17 protein-coding genes and 1 riboswitch are annotated in these 18,634 nt (G+C 75.9%); of the genes, 4 read left to right on the top strand and 13 right to left on the bottom strand.

Annotated elements, in window-relative coordinates; all coding sequences use genetic code 11:
• Positions 1 to 17 precede the first annotated feature (17 nt).
• The 5 genes from ABZS80_RS20805 to ABZS80_RS20825 all read right to left on the bottom strand — a co-directional run bounded on the left by ABZS80_RS20805 (position 18) and on the right by ABZS80_RS20825 (position 5,137).
• The gene (locus ABZS80_RS20805; RefSeq protein WP_225853925.1) at positions 18 to 1,124 is read right to left on the bottom strand and encodes a TauD/TfdA family dioxygenase; all 1,107 of its coding nucleotides are present in this window, start codon (positions 1,122 to 1,124) and stop codon (positions 18 to 20) included.
• 530 nt (positions 1,125 to 1,654) lie between these two features.
• Complete coding sequence (locus ABZS80_RS20810) at positions 1,655 to 2,146, bottom strand: MarR family transcriptional regulator (protein WP_355058113.1); 492 nt, start codon at positions 2,144 to 2,146, stop codon at positions 1,655 to 1,657.
• 224 nt (positions 2,147 to 2,370) lie between these two features.
• The gene (locus tag ABZS80_RS20815; protein WP_355058368.1) at positions 2,371 to 3,444 is read right to left on the bottom strand and encodes a MerR family transcriptional regulator; all 1,074 of its coding nucleotides are present in this window, start codon (positions 3,442 to 3,444) and stop codon (positions 2,371 to 2,373) included.
• A gap of 47 nt (positions 3,445 to 3,491) precedes the next feature.
• Complete coding sequence (locus ABZS80_RS20820; protein WP_355058115.1) at positions 3,492 to 4,667, bottom strand: saccharopine dehydrogenase NADP-binding domain-containing protein; 1,176 nt, start codon at positions 4,665 to 4,667, stop codon at positions 3,492 to 3,494.
• 53 nt (positions 4,668 to 4,720) lie between these two features.
• On the bottom strand, positions 4,721 to 5,137 hold the full coding sequence (locus ABZS80_RS20825; RefSeq protein WP_355058116.1) for a hypothetical protein: 417 nt from the start codon (positions 5,135 to 5,137) through the stop codon (positions 4,721 to 4,723).
• A gap of 164 nt (positions 5,138 to 5,301) precedes the next feature.
• Here ABZS80_RS20825 and ABZS80_RS20830 point away from each other — a divergent pair, with 164 nt between their 5' ends.
• Positions 5,302 to 8,253, top strand: coding sequence for a LuxR C-terminal-related transcriptional regulator (locus ABZS80_RS20830; protein ID WP_355058118.1), 2,952 nt, complete (start codon positions 5,302 to 5,304; stop codon positions 8,251 to 8,253).
• A gap of 12 nt (positions 8,254 to 8,265) precedes the next feature.
• Here ABZS80_RS20830 and ABZS80_RS20835 read toward each other — a convergent pair whose 3' ends face one another.
• From ABZS80_RS20835 to ABZS80_RS20845, 3 genes are all read right to left on the bottom strand, one after another.
• Complete coding sequence (locus ABZS80_RS20835; RefSeq protein ID WP_355058120.1) at positions 8,266 to 8,817, bottom strand: thioredoxin domain-containing protein; 552 nt, start codon at positions 8,815 to 8,817, stop codon at positions 8,266 to 8,268.
• 103 nt (positions 8,818 to 8,920) lie between these two features.
• On the bottom strand, positions 8,921 to 9,598 hold the full coding sequence (locus ABZS80_RS20840) for a BON domain-containing protein (RefSeq protein ID WP_355058122.1): 678 nt from the start codon (positions 9,596 to 9,598) through the stop codon (positions 8,921 to 8,923).
• 202 nt (positions 9,599 to 9,800) lie between these two features.
• Positions 9,801 to 10,205: a hypothetical protein gene (locus tag ABZS80_RS20845; RefSeq protein ID WP_151463440.1), complete on the bottom strand. Its 405-nt coding sequence runs from the start codon at positions 10,203 to 10,205 to the stop codon at positions 9,801 to 9,803.
• A gap of 437 nt (positions 10,206 to 10,642) precedes the next feature.
• Here ABZS80_RS20845 and ABZS80_RS20850 point away from each other — a divergent pair, with 437 nt between their 5' ends.
• On the top strand, positions 10,643 to 11,002 hold the full coding sequence (locus ABZS80_RS20850; RefSeq protein WP_313718855.1) for an STAS domain-containing protein: 360 nt from the start codon (positions 10,643 to 10,645) through the stop codon (positions 11,000 to 11,002).
• 127 nt (positions 11,003 to 11,129) lie between these two features.
• Entirely contained in the window at positions 11,130 to 11,582 is a 453-nt protein-coding gene (locus tag ABZS80_RS20855; RefSeq protein ID WP_355058125.1) for an SRPBCC family protein, read from the top strand.
• 82 nt (positions 11,583 to 11,664) lie between these two features.
• Here ABZS80_RS20855 and ABZS80_RS20860 read toward each other — a convergent pair whose 3' ends face one another.
• The 5 genes from ABZS80_RS20860 to ABZS80_RS20880 form a co-directional block, all read right to left on the bottom strand.
• The gene (locus tag ABZS80_RS20860; protein ID WP_355058127.1) at positions 11,665 to 12,174 is read right to left on the bottom strand and encodes a hypothetical protein; all 510 of its coding nucleotides are present in this window, start codon (positions 12,172 to 12,174) and stop codon (positions 11,665 to 11,667) included.
• Positions 12,175 to 12,290: 116 nt separating this feature from the next.
• Entirely contained in the window at positions 12,291 to 13,373 is a 1,083-nt protein-coding gene (locus ABZS80_RS20865; protein WP_355058129.1) for a hypothetical protein, read from the bottom strand.
• A 4-nt stretch (positions 13,374 to 13,377) separates the two neighbouring features.
• Positions 13,378 to 13,509: riboswitch (cyclic di-AMP (ydaO/yuaA leader) on the bottom strand.
• 143 nt (positions 13,510 to 13,652) lie between these two features.
• On the bottom strand, positions 13,653 to 14,567 hold the full coding sequence (locus ABZS80_RS20870) for a cation diffusion facilitator family transporter (RefSeq protein WP_355058131.1): 915 nt from the start codon (positions 14,565 to 14,567) through the stop codon (positions 13,653 to 13,655).
• Positions 14,568 to 14,657: 90 nt separating this feature from the next.
• Positions 14,658 to 16,772, bottom strand: coding sequence for an AAA family ATPase (locus ABZS80_RS20875; RefSeq protein WP_355058133.1), 2,115 nt, complete (start codon positions 16,770 to 16,772; stop codon positions 14,658 to 14,660).
• Positions 16,773 to 16,881: 109 nt separating this feature from the next.
• Positions 16,882 to 17,823, bottom strand: coding sequence for an alpha/beta hydrolase (locus tag ABZS80_RS20880; RefSeq protein WP_355058135.1), 942 nt, complete (start codon positions 17,821 to 17,823; stop codon positions 16,882 to 16,884).
• A 149-nt stretch (positions 17,824 to 17,972) separates the two neighbouring features.
• On the opposite strand from ABZS80_RS20880, the gene ABZS80_RS20885 reads away from it, so the two are divergent.
• Positions 17,973 to 18,584: a carbonic anhydrase gene (locus ABZS80_RS20885; RefSeq protein WP_355058137.1), complete on the top strand. Its 612-nt coding sequence runs from the start codon at positions 17,973 to 17,975 to the stop codon at positions 18,582 to 18,584.
• The last annotated feature ends 50 nt before the right edge of the window (positions 18,585 to 18,634 follow it).

Genomic DNA, 18,634 nt, shown 5'->3' on the forward strand with positions numbered 1-18,634 from the left:
TGTGATGTGTTCCTTGTCTAGTCGTTGCTGTAGGCGGGGCGCCGATCGGCGCGCGACAGATCGGTCCCGGACTTGAAGATCCGCCGGTGCACGTGCGAGCGCGGCAGCCGGTCCGCGGTCGACCGGCGGAGGTCGGGCACGGCGAAGGAGCGGCGCAGCCACCGGTCCTGGCCGTCGTGCCGGGCGGCGAAGCCGGTGCGACCGTGCACCGCCTTGTCGTTGTCGACGATGAGCAGGTCCCCGGCCTCGAGGACATGGCCGACCAGGTTGGTGAGCATCGCCCGGCGCAGGCTGGCCAGCGCGCGCCGGCCCTCCGGGTCCTCAGTGGTCATCGCGTGGAAGTCGACGCACAGCTCCGGGTCGAAGGGCGACCCGCTGAGTACCGGGACCGGCCCGGCGTAGACGTCTTCCCGCTCGCCGACGAAGGAGCTGGCCAACCGGATCCGGTAGATCGGCTGGGTGAGCACCTCCCGGGTCCCGCCGTCCAGCCCGGCGAGTGCGCGGCGGATGCCACTGGCCAGCGTGAGCGCCACCCGCTCGTGGTCCGGCCGGAGGGCGAGCAGGCTGATGAAACGTGGCCGCTGCGGGTGGAACCCGTCCTCCGTGTGCAGCTCCAGGAAGCAGCTGCCGGTGTTCTCCTGCCGCTTCTCGGCGCCGAGCACGGGCGCGACGTCCTGGATGATCCGGCCCGCCTTCTCGTCGGCGTACGAGATCACGTCGCCGAGGATGTTCATGACCGCCAGCTGGGTCATCGTCGCGACTTCGAGCCGTTGCCAGTCACCGTCGTAGTTGCCCTGCTCGGGAGTGGGCGGCAGCACGTCGTCGATCGGCACGTTGCGCAGCAGCAGCATCCCGTCGGGGTTGCTGCGGTAGCGGAACTGGGTGAGCGCGCGCACCAGCGCTTCCGGGCCCTCCCGCAGCATCCGCAACTTGCAGTCGACCATCAGGTCGTCGTCGTCCAGGTGCAGACCCGAGGGTCGGCTCGCGTGCCGGGCGGCGACCCCCCGCGCCACCGCCCGCAGGCACTCGCGGTCGTCGTCGGCCAGCACGAAGGCCGCGCGCTGCGCCTGCCTGACCGGCCACGAGCGACCCTCGTCATCCGTCACCATGGCGACCTCATCCATCGACACAGGTCCTCCCCCGTCTCAGTCAACTGATCACGCTCAGGATCCTGATCGCGAATCACACTACATCAATTGCTCGGGACGGACGGGGAAACGCAATGTCAGGTCGTCGACATCTCGGCGATGAATGATTGAACGAAGCGCACATATGCGATGGAGCAACGCGTCGCACGATATCGCCGGCTCATGTCGAGCCGCCGGGACAACTGACGACGCAAATTTCCCGGCTGGCGCCACTGCCCGCCGCCGCCTCCGTCATCGCCCGGGGGAGCGGGCGCGGATCCGCAGGTCGGCGGGCTGGTACGCGCGCCGGCGGGCGGCACGGCGGGCGAGGCACGCTCTATTCGGCCTCGCCGAATCAGTCAACGAGGTTGCGTAAATGTGACAGGAAGCCGCCTTCTCGCGGCACCCTTTCGCGTCCGCCGTCGACTAACGGACAAAATTATGAATCCGCTGTTTTCACTACTTCCGGACGAGGTCGAGTGACGCGCCTAACATTTCCGCGGTGGCGCGCCGCGGACCGTCGGAAGTCACTCGTCGGACGGCGTCCGCGCGGACTTCCCGGGGTCGTCGAGCACCCGGCGGGCCCGCTCCAGCAGGTGCCGCAGCGCGGTGAGTTCGTCCGCGGTGAACTCCTCCTCGTAGCGGGCGTCGACCTCACGGGCGGCGAGGTCGGCCCGGGCCAGCAGGGCGGCGCCCCGACGGGTCAGGGTCAGCGCCATGACCCGCGGGTGGATCGCCGCGGGAGTCCGCTGGGCCAACCCGCGCTTCTCCAGGGCGGCGGTCACGACGCTCATCGACTGGGGCGTGACCCGGCACAGGCGGGCGAGTTGGGCACTCGACGACCCGGGATTGCACCGCAGCATCAGCATCGCGGTGTACTGCGTCACGGTGAGGTCGAACGGCGCCAGGCAGTCCGCCTTCCGGACCACCATCACCGACGCCGCGTGCTGGAGCAGGGTGCTGACCCGCCCGTTGATCTCCTGCTGCCGCGCCACGTCCGCCCTGCTCGTCGTGCCCACTGACGGTTCCTCCCCGCGCCTGTCCGTCCCGGCCGGTGCCCGCGGACGGCCGGCCTCCCGGCCACTGTCGCACGGCGGAGGGGGACCCGACACTCGACACAGGCGCCCTGAGCAGCGGATCGGCCCGGACCTCGCGGCCGGCCGCCGCCCGCCGCGCGGAGATCAGCGTCCCGGACGGCGGACCGGCACGAGGCGCGTTGGAGGGCGGACCGGCACGGTCCGCCTCAGAGGCGGACCGGCATGAGGATGGAGAACGCGTCCCCGTCGTCGGGGCGGCGCACGGCCAGCGGGGCGATCGGGCCGTCCAGCTCCAGCACGAGCTGGCCCCGGCCGCCGGCGTCCAGCGCGTCGAGCAGGTACTCCCGGTTCACGCCCACCCGGAGGCCGTCCGGGGCGTCGGGCCCGAGCACGCACAGCCCACCCCGGTCGTCCAGGCCCAGCACGACGACCTCGTGGTCGACCCCCGCGTACTCGCGGAGCAGCACCGGAGCGCCGTCGGCCGTCAGCGCGCGCCGCAGCGCCCCCACGTCGACCGGGATCCGGTGGCTGGGCGCGCCGCCGACCTGCCCGTGCAGCAGCCGCCGGTAGTCCGGGAAGTCGTACGGGAGCGCGGCGGCGGTCACCGGCCGGCCGGCGACCGCGACCTCCACCCGGTCCGGGGCCACCGTGAGGTGCGCCTCCGGGGTGGTCCCGGCGCCGGTGTCGAGCAGGGCGCGCAGCTCGTCGACCGCGTCCACGGGCAGCAGCGCGTGGACGGGCGGGCCGTCGACCTTCCCGCCGGCCCGGGCCACGGCGAGCCGGTGCCGGTCGGTGGCGACCAGCCGGACGCCGTCGGGTTCGACCTCCAGCAGCACGGCGGAGAGCACCGGCAGCTCCGGGTCGGCGCCGACGGCGAACCGCACGGCGTCCACGGCGGCGGCCAGGTCGGCGCGGGACAGCACGAGTCGGGTGGTGGTCATGGTCGTCTCCTCCGGATCGATCAGGGTGCGGATCCGGGAGAGCTCACGGCGGGCGTCGGCGAGGCCGTCCTCCAGGTGGCGCAGGTGCGCGTCCAGCAGCCGGTGCACGATGGCCGGTTCGTGCCGGTGCCGCAGCGCCTCGGCGATCCCGGCCAGCGGCATGCCGACCCGGCGCAGCCCGGCGACGAGGCGGGCCGGGGCCACCTGGTCGTCGGTGTACCAGCGGTAGCCGGTCGCCGGGTCCACCAGCGCCGGCACGAGCACGCCGGACCGGTCGTAGAACCGCAGCGCGCTCACCGTCAGCCCGCTGGCGCGGGCCAGCTCGCCGATGCTGCGCAGTTCGCTCTCCACGACGCCGGATCCTGGGCCCTCGACCCGGTCGAGGGTCAAGCGTCCAGCACCCGGAACGTGATCCCGGCCCGGACCAGCCGGTCGAGCAGGGCGTCGCCCATCGCGGTCACCGGCGTCACCTGTCCGGCGGTCGGGGGCAGGTCGTCGAGGGCCAGGCAGAGCGCGGACTCGGCGAGCATCTTGGCGGTCTCGTCGTAGCCGGGGTCGCCGCCGGCCACCTCGGTGCGTACGGTCCGGCCGCCGCCGGTGCCGACGAACCGGACCCGGAACCACGACTTCGCCCGCTGGGCGGCGCTCGGTCCCTGGCCGGAGGACAGCCGGCCGAGCAGCCAGCGCCGGGTCGGCGGCAGCTTCACCAGCCCGACCACGCCGGCCAGGCCCACCCCGGCGGCCAGCACGGTGGGCAGCCGCTTCACGGCGGCGAAGTGTCGGTAGCGGAAGTCCGGGCCGTACTCCGGGCGGGCCGCCGCCGACCGGCGGACCACCTGCGGGTCAATGGTGGGCAGCGGCACCGCCCACTGCCCGAACTCCTTCACCCGGCCGACCCGGCCGGGCACCGCCCGGACCCGCCGGCCGTCCGGGCGTGGCTCGACCGCCCGGCGTGCCTTCGCGGCCCGGCTCATCTCGCCCGTGCGGGAGAACGCGGTCAGCGCCGAGTGGTACGTGCCGGCCGAGAACCGCCCGCCGGCCCGGACGTAGCCGTCCACGGTGACCGGCCCGTCGGTGGGCAGCTGCTTGACGGTGAACCAGGCGCCCAGGTCGTGCGGGATCGAGTCGAAGCCGCAGGCGTGCACGAGCCGTGCCCCGGTGCGCACCGCCTCGGCGTGGTGCCGCACGTACATGAGGTCGACGAACTCCGGCTCGCCGGTGATGTCGAGGTAGTCGGTGCCGGCCGCGGCGCAGGCCGCGACCAGCGGCTCGCCGTGGTGGACGTACGGGCCGACGGTGCTGGCGACCACCCGGGCGCTCTCCGCCACGGCACGCAGCGACGCCGGGTCGGTGACGTCGGCGGTGAGCAGGGGCAGCCCGGCCAGGCCCGCGTCGATGGCGGCCAGCCTTTCGCGTACCCCGGCCAGCTTGTCCGGGTTGCGGCCGGCCAGCGCCCAGCGCAGCCCGTCCGGGGCGTGCCGGGCCAGGTACTCGGCGGTGAGGCCACCGGTGAAACCGGTGGCGCCGAAGAGGACGAGATCGTACGGGCGGTCGTCGCGCATCCGCCGAGTGTGCCACCCGCGGCCGCCCGGATCACGGGGCGAGGAGGGTCCGTTCAGCGCGGCCGCTCCAGCCGGGAGCGGTCCGCCCGCAGCACCTCCCCGGTCTCCACGAGCTGCTTCGTCTCCCGCAGGGCCTGCCGGAGGAACCGGCCGGGATCGTCGCCGACCAGGTGGGCGGCCAGCCCCGGCAGCATCGCCTGCCCACCGGCGGGCAGGCGGGCCGCCAGCTCGGTGCCGCGCCCGCCGGGAGCGGGGCGGGCCGACAGCTCGACCGCGCCGCCGAGCCGGTGCAGGGGTTCCGGCCGGCGCCCGGGCGGCAGCACCTCGTCGGGCCGGCCGGCCACGGTCACGACCTCCCAGCGCCGGGGGTCGGGCCCGACCGTGGGCGGCCGGCGCCGGCGCCGGCGTGCGACGGCAGCCGCGGCCACGACGGCCAGCCCGCCGCCCGCCACGTGTCCCATCCGTGCCACCCGTCCCTCCCGTCCTCGGGGGTCCCGGGCGGCCGGCTGCCTGCCTGCCGGCCGCCCGCGTGCCTCCACCCTGCGGTCGGGCCGGGTGACACCGGCTCGCCCGGAAGGGGTGAACCGGTCCGGGCCGGGTAACCGCTGCCCGCACCGACCGGGGGAGGGGCCGCATGCCGGAGGAGGCTGACCGCGTCGAGGTCGCCGCGACACCGACCGACGTCACCGGGACGGCGGACGTCGCCGAGCCGTCGCCGCTCGCCTCGCGCACCGCCGGCGCGGCGGGGGTCGGCGGAGTGCCGGGCGGAGGCGGGTCGGCGGGGGCCGGCGGGGTGCCGGGCGGAGGCGGGTCGGCGGGTGGCCTCGGGGTGGCCGGCGCTCCGCTGTTGGCGTCCCGGCTGGCGCCGGCAGCGCTGCCCGAGCCGGTGCTGGTGCGGCCCCGGCTGATCGACCGGCTGGACCGGGGCGCCGCCGGGCCGGTCACCCTGGTCCTCGCGCCGGCCGGCTGGGGCAAGACGACGCTGCTCGCCGGCTGGGCCCGGACCGTGCGGGCCGAGCCGCCGCCGGCCTGGGTGACCGTGGAGGAGGGCGACACCGGGGAGCGGCTCTGGGCCTACCTGGCGGCGGCGCTGCGGGCGGCCGCCGAGGGGGTCCCGGACGAGGGTCCCCGGCCGCCGCTGCCGGACGGCCCGCCCCGGCCGGACCAGCTCGAACTGCTCGCCGCGGCGCTCGCGGCCCGGGAACGCCCGGTGCGGCTGGTCCTGGACGACCTGCACCGGGTGACCGACCCGGCCGCGCTGACCGGGCTGGAGTTCCTGCTCCGGCACACCGAGGGACGGCTGCGGCTGGTGGCCGCCGCGCGGACCGACCCGCCGCTGGCCCTGCACCGGTGGCGGCTGGCCGGCGAGCTGACCGAGGTGGGCCCGGGGGAGCTGGCGTTCACCCCCGACGAGGTGGCCGACCTGCTGGTCGCGCACGGCGTGCCGCTGCCGGCCGCGGCGGTGCCCCGGCTGGCCGACCGCACCGGGGGTTGGCCCGCCGGCCTGCGCTTCGCCGCGCTGGCGCTGCGCGCCCAGGCCGACCCGGCCCGCGCGGTCGATGGGTTCGCGGGCGACCGGCCGGACGTCGCCGGGTACCTGCGCGACGAGGTGCTCGCACCGCTGGACCCGGCCGCCCGGGACGTGCTGCGCCGCAGCGCGGTGGCCGCCGCCGTCTGCGCCGACCTGGCCGACGCCGTGACGGGGCGGCCCGACGCCGGCCAGGTGCTGGCCGACCTGGCCCGGGAGGGCGGCTTCGTCCAGCAGGACGGCGGCAGCCCGCCCTGGTACCGGTGCCAGCCGCTCCTGGCCGACCTGCTCCGCGACGAGCTGGACCGGCTCCCCGCCGACGAGCTGCGCGAGCTGCACCGGCGCGCCGCCGGCTGGTACGCGGGCCACGACCGGCCGGCCGAGGCGCTGCGGCACGCGCTGGCCGGCGGCGAGTGGGACACCGCCACCGAGCTGCTGATCGCCCGCTGGCCCGAGCTGGCGCCGTACGAGCGGGACCGGCCTGTCGCCCCGGCCCCGCCCGATCCACCGGTCGAGGCGGTGCGCCGCGATCCGGAGCTGGCGCTGGCCGGCGCGGCCGAACGGTCGTACGCCGGGGACGCCGAGGCGGCCGCCGGACTGCTGCGGACGGCCGTCGAGCACGCCCGCGACCTGCCCGCCCCGCGCCGGGACCGCTTCCGGCGGCTGGCCACCGCGGTGGAGCTGACCCTGGCCCGGCTGGACGGGGACCACGACGACGTACGCCGGGCGGCCGGGCGGTTGCTCGCCACCGCCGCCCCGACCGGCCCCGGGGACGACCCGCGGGCCGGCGTGGGGGAGGACGCCGACGTGCGGGCGGTCGCGGGCACCGCGCTGGGGCTGGTGGCGCTGGCCGAGGGACAGCTGTCCGAGGCCGCCGGGCACTTCTCCGGTGCGCTGGCGGCGGCGCGGCGGGCGGGGCGGCCGCGTACCGGGCTGGTCTGCGCGAGCCGGTCGGCGCTGCTGGAGGCGGCGCACGGCGCGCTCCGGTCCGCCGAACGCACCGCCCGGGAGGCGCTGGCCATGCCGCCCTGCGAGGGCTGGTCCTCACGGCTGGACTGCGGGTACGCGTACCTCGCGCTGGCCCTGGTGGCCTGGGACCGCGACGAGCCGGCGGAGGCCGCGGCGAACCTGACCCTGGCCGGCCCGGCGGTCGCGGAGCCGGGCGGGGCGGCGCTGGCCGCGCTCTGCCGGGCCGGGCTGCTGGCCGCCGACGGCGAGCCGGCCGCGGCGCTGCGTGCCCTGGCGGCGGCCCGGGAGACGGCGCCCGGCCCCGACCTGGACGCCTGGCTGGTCGCCGACGACGCCCAGCTGCGAGGCGCCGTCGGGGACCTGGAGAGCGCCCGGGCCCTGCTGGTCGAGGCGGGAGCGGGCGCCGCGGACACCACGACTCCACCCGACCCGGCCGACGTGGCCGCGGTGGACCGGCCGGCGGTCGCCGGGGAACCGGTCGGCGCTCGCGGCGGCGGGCCGGCCGCTCTCGACGTGGCGCTGGCCCGGGTGCGGCTGGCGGCCGGCGATGCGCGCGCGGCCGGTCGGGTGCTGCCCGACTGGACGGGCCCGGACGCGGACTCCTGGCCGCTGCGCGTGCGGCTCGCCGCCGGGCTGCTCGACGCGGTGCTGACCGGCGGCGCCGGCGACGACCGGGGCGCCGGCCGGATCCTGGAGCAGGTCCTCGACCTGGCCGAGCCGGAGGGCTACCGGCGCGTCTTCACCCGCGCCGAGCCGGCGGTACGCGACCTGCTCGCCGCGCACCTCGACGCCGGCACGGCGCACTGGGCGACGGTGAGCGACCTGGTCCGCGGTGCCGACGAGCGGCGGGCCGACGAGTCGCCGGAGCGCCCGGCCGGCCCGGAGCGGACCCTGGACGAGCCGCTCACCGAGCGGGAGCTGACGATCCTGCGCTACCTGCAGAGCATCCTGTCCAACGTGGAGATCGCGGGGGAGCTGTCGCTGTCGGTCAACACGGTGAAGACCCACGTGCGCAACATTTACCGCAAGCTCGACGCGACCCGCCGGCGGGAGGCCGTCCGGCGGGCGCGCGAGCTGCGGCTGATCTGACCGCGACCGGGTTCAGGCGTCCGCGGCGGCGTCGACGGCGGCGAGCAGATCCGCCAGGTCGTACCCGCCCTCGTGACGCACCTCGTTGACGAAGAGCGTCGGGGTGCCGTCGACCCCGCTGCGGATGCCGCCGACGAAGTCCTGCCGGACCCGGTCGGCGTGGGCGTGACGCCCCACCTCCGCGCCGACCTCGTCGGGCGGCAGCCCGAGCTGCTCCACGCCGAGCGACAGGTGCACCGGGTCGAGCTGGTCCTGGTGCTCGTAGAGCCAGTCGTGCATCTCCCAGAACCGCCCCCGCCGGCCGGCGGCCTCGGCCGTCTCGGCGGCGCTTTCCGCGTACGGGTGGACGTTGGCGATGGGGAAGTGCCGGTAGACCAGCCGGACGGTGTCGGCGCGCTGGCGCAGCACCTCGGCCAGGTTGGTGTGGGCGGCCCCGCAGAACCGGCACTGGAAGTCCCCGTACTCGACGAGGGTGACCGGCGCGTCGGCCGGCCCGCGGGTGTGGTCCGTCCCGGTGACCGGGAGCCGCAGCCGGGCGGTGGTGACCTGCAGTGGCGTGGTCATCGGGCCATCACCCGCCGATCCGGCGTGGCGTTCGGATCAGTCATGGTTCCCAGCCTCGCCCACGGCGGGGTGAGCCGGGATCACCCGGCCGGGGTGGTCCGCCTCAGCGGCCGATCGTCACCTCGTTCCGTACCTCCCGGATGCCGGGCGCGTTCCACACCACCCGTTCGATCTCCTCGCGCTCGCCGGCCGAGTGGACCAGCCCCTCCAGCAGCACGGTGTCGCCGTGCACCCGGACGCTGATCCCCTCCGCCTCGGTGGCGCCGTTGCGGGCCAGCGCGTCCACGATCCGCTCGGCCAGGTCGCGACCGTCGGCGCGGGCGCTCGGCCGCACGGTGATGCCGTTGCTCACCCCGCGTACGCCGGTGAGGCGGGCGACCGAGCGTTCGGCGGCCCGGCGCTGGTACTCCCACTCGACCTCGCCGTGCAGGGTGACCCAGCCGTCGGCGACGGTCACGTCGAGCGCCTCGATCGGCACGAACGCGTCCCACTCCAGGGCGCGGCTCGCCGCGGTGGCGATCTCCGGGTCGCTCTTCTCGGCCGAGGTGGCGATCCGGACGGCGATGTCGTTGGCGACCGCCCGCACCCGGGGCACCCGGTGGGCGGCCCGCTCGGCGGCCCACTTCCTGGCGTAGCTGTCCACGGAGCCGACCAGCGTCACCACCCCCTCGGTGACGGTCACCCCGATCTCGTTGGTGCGTACCCGGGGCTCCCAGGTCAGCTCGTCGAGAACGGCGGACTGGATCTCCTGGTCGGTGCGGGTGGTCGTCGCGGTGGCCATGGTGGCTTCCTCCCGGGGCTCGGTTCGCGGTTCGCCGGGCTCCGCCGGCACGGAGTCCCGCAACCCCGATCCTGCGCGCGTCCCGGGTGACCCGCCCTCACCCGATGCGGGTGGGCCGATCTGCACGGGGCCGCTCACCTGGCCGCGAACAGCGCGGTGGCCGCCCCCGACGCCGGGGGGCGGCCACCGTCGCGTGCCGGGCTCAGCCGTCCAGGCCGGCGGGGGAGTTGGGACGGTCGACGTCGACGAACTCGATCTCGTCGACGTCCCGCTCGCGGCTGCCGGCGGCCCGCGCGGCGGTGCCGGCGGCCCAGCCGATCGCCGCGCCGGCCAGCGCCGCGGCGATCAGCAGCGTCCAGGGCAGCGCCGGCCGGCGGCCGGCGAGCGCGTCGAAGGCGAGGCTGGCCCGGCGGCGGGCCTCCTCGGCGGCGGAGCCGACCAGGTCGGTGGCGTCGTCGGCGAGGCCGGAGGAGTTGCGGCGGGCCGACCGGGCGGCGTCCCGCACGCTGTCGCCGGCGGAGCCGGCGGCGGAGAGCAGGTGCTGCCACGCCTGGTCGGCGACCCGCTCGGGCTTGCTGCGGCGGTCCAGCAGGGTGGATCCGAACATCGTGTTACCTCCTCGGGGTGCCGAAGTCCGGCGGCCAGATCGGACTCCGGGTGTCATCCGGCGCGTGACGGTTCGCTCACCGGGGCCAGTGCCCGCACCGGAGCCGGCGCAAACCCACCGGCGCGGGCCGGGTCGCGCCCGATCGGCGCGGCACCGGACGAACCACGCGAACGCGCCGGGGGCGGGTGCCACCCGGGCGTGCGCCCGCCCGCTACCCTGGGTCGGCGGATCGGCCGGGCCCACCCGGCCGATCGACCGGTGGGGACCCCGCGCCGCGGGGAAAATAGGAGCCCGAAGGTCCGGATTGGGATGCCCAGGTGTGCCCAGTACGCGAATTGCTCATCCCGAGGGGTGGCGACCGAGGCCGTCGGAGGAATACTCTCGGTCGCGGCCCGCGTACTGATGAGGCGCCCGTACGGGCGAGTGGAGGTGCTCGCGTGAGCCTGTCGATCGTGAAGTCGGTGCTGCCGGGTGGTGTGGTCCAGATCGCCCCGCGAGGGGAGATCGACGTCGACACCGCGTACGAGGTGCGGGAAGCGATCGCCGAGGTGCTCGCCAAGGGCCGCCCCTCCCGGATCGAGCTCAACATGCGGCTCGTCACCTTCATCGACTCGGTCGGCATCAGCGCCATGGTCGCCGGCTTCCAGACCTGCGAGGTCAGCGGCGTGAAGCTGGTGGTCACCGAGCCGAGCCGATTCGTGCACCGGCAGCTCTGGGTGACCGGCCTGCTCGGCCTCTTCGGCGCGCCCGAGCCCTGGTTCGCCGACAGCACCCCCCAGGTGCTCCCCGGCGCCTGATCGCCCACCTCCCGCTGATCCACTCCAGCTCGCCGACCTGCCCCCGGGCCGGCGACTTTTGACCCGTTGCCAGCCCGGCTCCGGTACGGGACGATCGTGCGGACCCACGACGGCGAGGGGGTGCCGCTTGCTCAGCAGCGACAGCTTCAGCTACACCGTGCAGGCCCGGTGCACGAGGGCCCACGCGGTGGCCCTGCTCGGCGACCTGAGCCGGCAGGGCGAGCTGCATCCGCTGATCGTCCGGGTCCGCCAGCTGCCGGCCCGCCCGGGGGCGCTGGCCAGCTACGCGATCACCGACCGGCTGGCGCTCGGCCCGCTGCACTTCCCGGTCACCTACCAGGCGGACGTGCTGGTCGCCAACGAGGACGAGGTCGTGACCGTGGCCCGGCAGCAGCCGGCCACCACGGTGCGCAACCACACCCGGCTGCGCGACGAGCCCGACGGGGTGGTGCGGATCGACGTGGAGATCACCCTCTCCGCACCGGCGCCGCTGTTCGGCTACGCCTTCCGGCAGGCCCGGGCGGCCCACCTGGGCCTGGCCAGCCGGCTCGGCGCCACCCTGGAGGGGCAGCTGCCCTGACCCGGCCGCGCCGCCGGCGGGCGACCGGGCTCAGCCACGCCGCCGAGCTGGCTCGGCCATGCCGCCGCGGCGGCGGCCCGGCTCAGCCACGCCGCCCCGTGGCCACCGGTCGGCGGGCCGCCGGCCGGGCCGGCCGCAGGCGCCCCCACGGCTTGTAGGTGGACAGCACCGTCACGACGAGCAGCAGCGTGCTGGAGGCGGTCGGCGCGACCACCAGGTCGACCCGCAGGTGGTCGTCGGCCGCCCCGGCCAGCTCACCGAGGTGCCGGACCCGCGGGGTGAGCAGGAGCAGCACCAGCGTGAGCACCACGGTGGTGACGGCGAACTTCACCAGCACCCAGCGCCAGCGCAGCAGCCCCCACGGGGTGAGCAGCGCGCTGGCGAGCCCGACCAGCCAGACGAGCACGCTCAGCGGGGCGAACAGCCAGGTGACCAGCAGCGCGGCGGCCGGGTAGACCACCTCGGGGTCGGCCCCGCGCAGCCCGGCCACGCCGAGGGCCAGCAGCACCAGGTCGGCGCCGAGCCACCCCAGCGAGGTGACCAGGTGCAGGGTGAGCAGGGCCTTGCGTCCGGCGGGGGAGAGTCGAGTCATGCCACCGATGCTCGGCCGTCGCGGGCGTCGCGTCGTGGGCCGCGCGGCGACACCCGGCGTACGTCGTGGGGCGTAGGCCGGGTGCCGCCGGGGCGCGGATCAGTACACCGAGCGGATCAGTACACCGACAGGTGCACGTGGTTGGTGTGGTCGCTGGACGGGTCGCCGTTGCCCCCGCTGTACGACTTCCAGCCGCTGCTGGGCAGCCAGATCCTCTTGAACCAGATCACGTAGAGCACGGCGAGCGCGTCGGCGTTGCGGATGAAGTAGGCGGCCAGGTTGTTGCCGTACGTCTTGTCGCCGCCGGTGGCCACGCCGCCGAAGCCGCCCTTCTGCGCGGCGAAGTCGCAGGCCCGCCCCTTCGGGTGCTCGCCCGAGCCGCTGGGCCGGTGGCAGGAGACGTAGCGGGTGAAGCCGGCCGCCTTGGCCTGCTGGAGCGCGTGCAGGGTACGCGGGGTGATGCAGCCGTCGGCGGGGGTCGGGTCGTTGACGCTGCACGACTCCGACGGCCAGGAGCCGTCGGCGTTGCGCTTTGCCGGCTTGGCGTTGGCCGAGGAGGTGCCCTGCACGCTGCCGCCGCCGGTGCTGCCGGACGCGCGGTTGTTCGCCACCTCCAGGGCGCGTTCGGCCTGCTGCTTGCGCTTGGCCATCACGGCGACCTGCTTGCGCTGCTCTTGGATCTCACCGGTGAGCGCGGCCTGGGTGCGGGTCGCCTCGTCCCGGGTGTCGATGAGGTCGCGGAGGGCGCGGTCCTCGTGCGCGGCCACCTGCTCCAGCGCCGCCGCGCGGTCCATGAAGCCCTCGGGGCTGGTGCTGCCGAGCAGCGCCGCGGCCGTGCCCAGCCGCCCGGACCGGTACGCGACCCCGGCGATCTCGCCGACCTTGGCGTCCCGGACGGTCAACTCGTCGTTGACCGTCTTGAGCTGGGCGGTGAGCTGCTGTTGCCGGGTCACCGAGCGGTTCAGTGCGGTGCGTGCGTCCAGCCAGCCCTTGCTGGCCGCGTCGAGCTGGGCGCGCAGTGCCGGGGTGCCGCCCTCGTCGTCGCCGGGTGCGGCGGCGGCGAGCAGGCCGGCGGGGGAAGTCGCCGGAGCCGCGGAGGCCGGGGAGACCGGCGCGGTCACGACGCCGAGGGTGAGCGTCGCGACGAGCAGGGCCGCCAACCGGGCGGCCGTCCGTCGTACAGGTGCCACTGGGGGCATTCACGTGTCCTTCCGTCAACCGCCGACCGGGTTAGCTGACGGGTTCGGGACGGAAGATCCCTACCGCTGACGCGGATGCACCCCACGAACGTGGTTCCCCGGCTCGCCCGTGCGGGCGATTAGGCGCTGGCCACCGCGGGCGCCGGCGGGCGCCGCCCGGCGGGGGCCGCGATCGAGCCTACCGGCGCTGTGCCGGGCCGGCTCCGCTGGTGGGGGCCGGTGTCCCGGACAAAACCGGCACAGGTGCACAATAGCCACTTGGATTTAAGATTGTCCTAATTACCACTCGACCGCGCCGCACGCCCCGGGGGACGCTCCGGGTTCGATCTGCAACGTGGCGTGATCGATCGAGAAGTCCTCGTGCAGCGCGGCCCGGGCGGCCGTCAGCACCTCGCCGACCTCGGCGCCGGGCGTCATGGTGAGGTGCGCCGAGGCCACCTCCATGCCCGAGGTGAGCGTCCAGACGTGCAGGTCGTGCACCTCGGCGACGCCGGGCACCGCGGCCAGCCGGTCATGCACCGCGGTCACCTGGAGGTGCTCCGGGGCGGCCTGCACGAGGATCCGGACCGCGGCCCGACCGAGCCGCCAGGTGCGCGGCAGGATGAACAGCCCGATCGCCACGGCGACCAGCGGGTCGGCCCACCACCAGTCGGTGACCGCGATGACCAGGGCCGCGCCGATCACGCCGAGGGAGCCGAGCAGGTCGCCCAGCACCTCCAGGTAGGCCCCGCGCAGGTTGATGCTCTCCTCGGCGCCGGCGCGCAGCAGCGCGAAGGCGGCGATGTTGGCGAGCAGGCCGAGCACCGCCACGGCGAGCATCGGCCCGGCCAGCACCTCCGGCGGCTCGCCGAACCGGCGTACCGCCTCGACCAGGACGTAGACGGCCACGGCGCCGAGCAGCACCGCGTTGGCCAGCGCGGCCAGCACCTCCAGCCGGTAGAGGCCGAAGGTGCGCTGCGGGTCGGTGTCGGCGTGCCGGGTGGCGGTGATCGCGGCGAGCGCCATGCCGATGCCGAGGACGTCGGTGAACATGTGCCCGGCGTCGGAGAGCAGGGCCAGCGAGCCGGTGGCGAAGGCGGCCACCGCCTCGACCACCATCAGGGCGGTGAGCAGCGCGAACGCGCCCCAGAGCCGACCACGGTGACGCTGCGCCGCGTTGGCCACCGCGCCGCTGTGGTCATGACCTGCGCCCACGCCCACACCCTCTCGTCCACCGCCCCGGCCGGGCTCAATCTATGCTCACATCGCTATATGTGCAAGTGACAGCCGGGTGCGGCGCCGCCGTCACCCGACCGGGTCGAGTGTGGTGAGCCGCTGGGTGGCCCGGGAGAGCGCCACGTAGAGCGTGCGGACGCCCGACCCCGGATCGGCCCGGATCTCGCTCGGCGCGACCAGCACCACCCCGTCGTACTCCATGCCCTTGGCCTGGAGGCTGGTCACCACCTGGAGCCGGCCGCCCAGGTCGCCCAGCCAGCCGGCCACCTCGTCCCGGCGCGGCACCGGCGTGATCACGCCCACCGTGCCCTCGACCTCCGCCAGCAGCGCGCGCGCCGCGGCCGCGGTGGCGGCGGGCAGGTCGGCGGCCGGCACCGTCCGCTCGACGGGCGCCACCCCGGTCGAACGGACCGCGGTGGGCAGGGCGAGGTCCGGGTGTACGCGGCGGATCTCCGCGGCCGCCACGGCGAAGATCTCCGCCGAGTTGCGGTAGTTGGTGGTCAGCTCGTACCGGTGCCGGCGGCGCCGGCCCAGCGCCTGGTCGCGGGCCCGGGCCAGCTCCTGCGGGTCGCCGGTCCAGGCGGTCTGCGCCGGGTCGCCCACCACGGTCCAGGAGGCCAGCCGGCCGCGCCGGCCGACCATCCGCCACTGCATCGGCGAGACGTCCTGCGACTCGTCGACCACCACGTGGGCGTAGTCGCGGTAGTCCTCCGGGCGCTCCCGGGCCGCGGCCCGGGCGGCCCGCTGCCGGTCGGCGGCCGTGCTCAGCTCGCGGACGCCGCCGGCCAGCAGGAACGGGTCCCGCTTCGGCCTCGCCCGCTGCACCGGTCGGCCGAGCAGCGCGTCCAGCTCGTCCAGCAGCGCCACGTCGGCGATCGTCGGCCCCTCGCCGTCCAGGCTCCGGTACGCCCCGGTCAGCAGCCGGATCTCGGCGCCGGACAGGATGCCGCCGGCGTACCGGCGCAGCCGCTCCGGGCGGGCCAGCCAGCCCAGCACGTGGCGCGGGTGCAGCCGCGGCCACCAGGCCTTGAGGAACTCCCGGAACTCCGGCCGCTCGATGATCTCGTCCTCGAACGCGGGCTGCTCCGGCAGCCGGCCGATGGGCAGCTTGCGGGCCTGCGCCCAGAGCGCGGCGAGGACCGCGTCGAAGGCCGACCGGCGCACCTCGTTGCGGCGCGCGCCGCGGGACAGCGTCCGGTCCCGGACGGCGTCCAGCTCGGCCCGCTCCAGCCGGAGCAGCTCACCCCGGTAGAGCAGGCGCAGCTCGCCGGGGGAGTCGGGCACCGCGTCCCGGACCGCCCGCTCCAGCACCCGCCGCATCCGCAGCGACCCCTTCACGGCGGCCACCTCGGGCGGGTCGGTCCGGGTCGCCGACACGCCGGGGAAGAGGGAACCCAGCGAGTGCAGGGTGGCCGTCTCCTCGCCGAGCGAGGGGAGCACCGAGGCGATGTACTGGACGAACACGCTCGACGGGCCGACCACCAGGATGCCGCCGCCGGCGTACCGGGCGCGGTCGGAATAGAGCAGGTACGCGGCCCGGTGCAGGGCCACCGCCGTCTTGCCGGTGCCCGGGCCGCCGAAGACGATCGTGACCCCGCTGCCCGGGGAGCGGATCGCCTCGTCCTGCTCCCGCTGGATGGTGGCCACGATGTCCCGCATGCCGTGGCCGGTGGCCCGGGACAGGGTCGCCAGCAGCGCGCCGTCACCGACCACCGCCATCTCCGGCGGCGCCGACTCCGGGTCCAGCAGGTCGTCCTCGATCCGGGTGACCTGCTCCGCGGACGACTGGATCGTGCGCCGCCGCACCACACCCTGCGGCTCGGCGGGGGTCGCCTGGTAGAACGCGGCGGCGGCCGGGGCCCGCCAGTCCACCACCAGCGTCTCCGCGTTCTCCCCGCGCACGCCGAGCCGCCCCACGTGCAGCACCTGCCCGGTCCGCAGGTCCAGCCGGCCGAAGACCAGCCCCTCGTGCTCGGCGTCCAGCACGTGCCGGCGCTGCGCGGCGTGGAAGACCATGGCGTCCCGCTCGACCAGCGCGCCGAAGTTGCCGACCCGGGCCAGCCGGTAGCCCTCCCGCTCGGCGTCGGCGGCCGACCGACGCAGTTCGGTCAGCCGGGCGTACACCCGGTCGAGATGCCGTTGTTCGACGGCGATCTCCCGTTCCAGGGTGGTCTGGTCGCTCAACGCGGGGGCTCCTGTGGTCAGACGGCGCGGCTGAATGAGGGTACGGGCCGCCGACCCGGCCCGTGTCGGGGCCATGCCGCTGCCCACCGCCGCCCGTCCGGGTTGCCCGTTATCCGGGCCTTCCCACCCGCTGCCCGGGCGTGCCCGCGTCCGTCCCCGCGAGGACCTGGTGCAGCACCCCGGCGACGGCGGCGGTCACCTCGTCGGGGCGTTCCATCATCAGCATGTGGCCGGCGCCCGGGCAGACGGTCAGCTCGGTGGTGGGCAGCGCCGCGGCGATCGACTCGGCGCACGGCGGCGGGGTGAGCCGGTCCCGGTCGCCGACCAGCGCGGCGGCCGGCAGCCGGCCGAGCGCCGCGAGGGTGTCCAGCCGGTGCTGGGCCCCGATCGAGGCGCGGAACCCGCCGATCGAGCGCAGCGAGGCGTGCGCCACCGCCGAGGTGACCAGCCGGATGTCGGCGGGGTCGCAGCGGTCGCCGAAGAGCATCCAGCGGATGCTGGGGCGGAGCGCGCGCAGCAGCGCGTGCGGCGGGCGCCAGGCGCCGCAGCGGGCCAGCACCCCGGCGCCGGTGGTCTCGGCGAGCCGGATCAGCCGGGCGATGCGGGGGGACAGCCCGTAGGCGGTATGGGTGTGCCCCTCGGCGGTGGTCGAGACGAAGACCAGGCCGGCGACGCGGGCGGCGAAGCGGTCCGGGTGGCGGTGGGCGTACTCCATCACGGTCATCCCGCCCATCGAGTGCCCGACCAGCACGATCGGGCCGGACGGGACGAGCTGGTCGACCACCGCGGCCAGGTCGTCGCCGAGCTGGGCCAGGGTGGCGGTGCGCAGCGCCATGCAGCTCGACCGGCCGTGCCCCCGGGCGTCGTAGGTGAGTACCCGCACCCGGTCGCCGAACCGGTCGCGCAGGCCGGCGAGCTGGCGGTGCCAGCTGCGCCCGTCCAGCGTCCAGCCGTGCAGCAGGACGGCGGTGACCTCGGCGTCGACCGGCCCGGTCGCCGTCACGTGCAGGCGTACGCCGTCGGGAAGCCGCACCTCCGGGTGCTCCGCCATGTTCCACCTCCCCGGGCCGACCGGTGTCCCGCACCGGAGTGACCCGGTGGTGACACCGGCGTACCCGTCATGACAGCACGGCAACCGGGGTGGTGAGAAGATTCGCAACCCGGCCTCACGGCGTCGAATGGGTGACCAGGCTGGAGGGCATGTCGCCCACCCCCGCCGCCCGGACGCCCCGGGCCGCCCTGGCCGAACTGCTCTCCGGCAACCGGCGCTTCGTCAGCGGGCAGCCGGTGCACGGCCACGACGTCACGGCCGCCGCCGCCGTGGCCTCGGGCGACCAGCAGCCGTACGCCGTGGTGCTGGGCTGCATCGACTCGCGGGTGCCGTTGGAGGCGATCTTCGACCAGACGTTCGGCTCGATCTGTGTGATCCGCACCGGTGCGCACGTGCTCGACCGGGCGGTCTGCGGCTCGATCGAGTACGTGGTGGGCCAGCTCGGCGTGCGGCTGGTGATGGTGCTCGGCCACGAGCGCTGCGGCGCGGTGGGCTCGGCGGTCGACTCGCTGCGCAGCGGGCGCCGGCCGGGTGGCGCGCTGGGCTACGTGGTGGACCGGATCACGCCGGCGGTCCGCGAGGTCGGCGCGGACGACCCGGACGCCCACCCCCTCGCCGTCCGGCGGCACGTCCGGCGCACGGTGGCCGCCCTGCGCGCCGACGACCTGCTGGCCGGCCCGGTGGCGGCCGGCGAGGTGGCCGTGGTCGGCGCCCTCTACGACCTGGCCACCGGCGAGGTGGCGCTGCTGCCCGAGGAGTGACAAGACAGAACCGCCCGCCGGGTGACCCCGGCGGGCGGTTCGTGGTGTCG

Origin of the sequence: Micromonospora sp. NPDC005305 (assembly GCF_040607315.1) — a bacterium.
Lineage (GTDB): Bacteria > Actinomycetota > Actinomycetes > Mycobacteriales > Micromonosporaceae > Micromonospora.